Source organism: Endomicrobiales bacterium, from assembly GCA_023228045.1.
Lineage (GTDB): Bacteria > Elusimicrobiota > Endomicrobiia > Endomicrobiales > JALOBY01 > JALOBY01.
On the sequence record JALOBY010000042.1, the window covers coordinates 1 to 3,027 of the forward strand.

General features: G+C 39.5%; 2 protein-coding genes. Both read right to left on the bottom strand.

Annotation, left to right across the window (positions count from 1 at the left end):
* Positions 1 to 1,953, bottom strand: a 1,953-nt coding sequence (locus M0Q46_06680) for a peptidoglycan-binding protein (protein MCK9583278.1), incomplete at its 3' end; no start/stop codon positions are given.
* 193 nt (positions 1,954 to 2,146) lie between these two features.
* Complete coding sequence (locus M0Q46_06685; protein MCK9583279.1) at positions 2,147 to 2,884, bottom strand: hypothetical protein; 738 nt, start codon at positions 2,882 to 2,884, stop codon at positions 2,147 to 2,149.
* Positions 2,885 to 3,027: the final 143 nt, after the last annotated feature.

Here is a 3,027-nt window from a genome sequence, read left to right on the forward strand (position 1 = left end):
TGTAGCGGCGTATCCTGTGTTTTTTGAAACAACCAAGCTTCCGCTTGAAATTGTAAGACCTGTTGTGGCAACGTCAGCCGATGGGAAGTCAATAATTTCAGAGGAGCTTTGTCCTTGAGCATTATTGTAGCTTGAGCTGTATTTTACAGTTGCAAGAATTGTACCATCGGTATAGCTTAAATTGCTTGCGTTTTGCAAATCAGCTCTAACTTCCAATGTGCTGTCTTGTCCAGCTGGGATAATCATTTGCGAACCCAATGTAAACGACATAACTGTACCTGCTTGCATTTGAGCGTCTGTCCAGTTTGTCTGAGTACCAACTTGTGAACCATTGAAGTACAATGTTACATTGTTTAATCCGCAAGTTCCGCTTGAATATGTTCCAGATGAATCAGTAACACAATCATTTCCACTTGATGCAGATGTATCTGTTGTGCTCTTTATCAAAGGAACAACATATAATGTGTTGACTTTTACGTCTTCACCATATCCATGGACTGTGTATTTACCAATTACAGCATTTGTTTGGCCAGCTGTAATGCTTGTGTAACCACTGAATGTTGGATCAACAACAAGTGTTGATGAACCTGTTAAAATTGAAACTGTTGTTCCAGAATCAGCTACGAAAGCTGTGGATGAAGCAGATTCAATAGCCAAGTTAACTCCAACTTGAGAGTCATACAAAACTACATCAGCTGCTTGCTGAACTGACAATTGAACTGTTCTGTTTGCTCCTGTGACAATGTCTGCTCTTACATCAATTGTGTGAGTCCCAGTTGTCAAGTTAATAGGTGTTGCAAAGTTAAACATTGCATAGTTTGAACCTTGTATAGGTGCAACTGTTGCAATAACTCCAGAATCAACGCCGTCAACAAACAATTTAATGTTTGCCAAAGCATTTGTTGGAGCAGAACCAATTATCTTAAAGTTCATTCCCTTTAACTGAATGGTTCTTGTGTTAACTTGAATTGTGTCTGACCACATTGTGTATTGTGTTGTGCCAGCATTTACGCTTGCTGTTGAGCTGGCTGTGTTTGTGGTCATGTAAGCTGTAGCTGCGCTTCCAGTTACAATTGAAAAAGTGTTACCTTGGACATTTGCAACTTCTGCTGTGCCATTTGCTGTGTATCCTGTCAAAGCAACTGCAACTGAAGATGCATATGTTACTGCATTTGAAGCTGTGTCAACTTTTACAGAAATAACTTTTGAACCACTTACAGCAATGTTTAATCCATTCATTGTAAGGGTTCCGCTAGCATTGAAGGAGTATCCGTCTGTTAAACGGGTTGCTCCATCATACAAGTAAACGTTTGAAAGGGTATTTTGTGTTGAAATACCAGTTCTTTGCAATGTCACAGAAGTAACTGTGCCTGTGCCTGCAAAATTAATGTGCAGCACATCTGCTGTTGCTTGTGAATTGATAAGAGACCCGGCTGCTGGATTGTCAAAAGACAATGTCGCTGAAACTGGGCCTGTTGGAATTACGACTACTGGAGGTGTTACGCCGCCAGGTGTTCCGATAAGGGCGTTTAATGCGCCTCTTGTTAATGGGCCAACCTGATTTGCAGGTGTCCATCCTTTGGCTGCCTGGAATGCTTTAACAGCTGCTAAGGTTATTGGACCAAAGTAGGATGTTTCCATTCCCGGTGAGCCTGCTCCTGTTGCTGCAAGTGTAAACCCATTGGTGTTCAAAAGGACCTGTAAACATTTTACATCTGATCCTGTTGCGCCAACTGTTAGGTTGCGGGTAAATGTAACTCCGGCGCAAGCGACGTTGCCAGTTGGAACTGGTGTGGCGCCACTGCCATTTTGCAATGCAACTAATTGGGCTTGCAATGCGGCTATTTGAGCCAACAAGTCATCAATTGTTGTAGCTTGAGTTACTGCAGGAGCAACTACTGCAACCAAAGCCAAAGCGACTATGGTTGTTATAATTGTTCTTTTTATACTCATTTTTGTGTGTTTTTTGTTCACCCGGTTAAATAAATTTGCCTCGCAAATTTAGCGCGAGGCGCTATTTAACTGGGTAAATTAATTAATTTTTTTTATTTCTCATCGGTCGACCTTATTAACTCATTGTTTTACGTACTAACAACGAATTAGCGATTTATCAAATGTTTAATTTATGTACGTAATCGTTATTTGTTTATTTATTTATTAGTAATATTTTTTCCAGCGCATCAGAATATTTTCCTTGTTCGCACAAATCTTGAGCTTCTACTAATGTTATTTTCTGTTCATCTGTTAAGGTTGTTTTTTCTAAATCCGCAATTTGGTTTTCAACTACAATTTGGTACAAATCTTTTACATCCTGATTTTTTGTTAAGTCTGTTCCAGGAACATTGGCCAATGTTTTTAAGCTGTCTGCAATTTCTGCCAAAGTTTTTGGGTCATTCACCGGATTATCTTTTATGCTTTTTGCCAAATCCTTTGCGTTTAAGCTAATCTCACTTATCACAGAGGGAATATTATTTTTTTTGCCATCTTTTGCAACTTGCGCCAAATCATTTATCCTGCTGTTTAGATTTGCAACATTTTGCTGTAATCCCGTTTGTCCGGTTAAAGATGCCTGCGATTGCTCGGCTAATTTTTTAACCGGAAACAGCAAATCGCCAGGCACTGTGTTTCCAGCAAATCCAACCAAGCCAACAAAAATAAAAACCAATACCGCAAAAGAATAAGCAAATTTTCGTGAGAAAATTTGTCCTGAGCAAAGTCGAAGGACCGTATCCATAAACTTTGCAAATCTTGCCGGCTGTGCAACAATTTCTGTTTTCTCTACCAAAATTTGTGATTTAAGCAAAGAAGCCCATTCTTCTCTGGGTTTAATTTCCTTTAGCAACTGCAGTTTTGAGATTAATTGCTTTTCTGTTATTTTTGGCATTTTGCTTGCCTCGCCATAAAGGCGGGGCTGTATATAAGTATGACGCAAAACTTTGAAATTTGTTACACTTCTTGGATTTTGTCTTTAAGGTCTTTTAGTCCTCTATGCAATATAACCCTAACTGTTCCAGCTGGTTTTCCCAG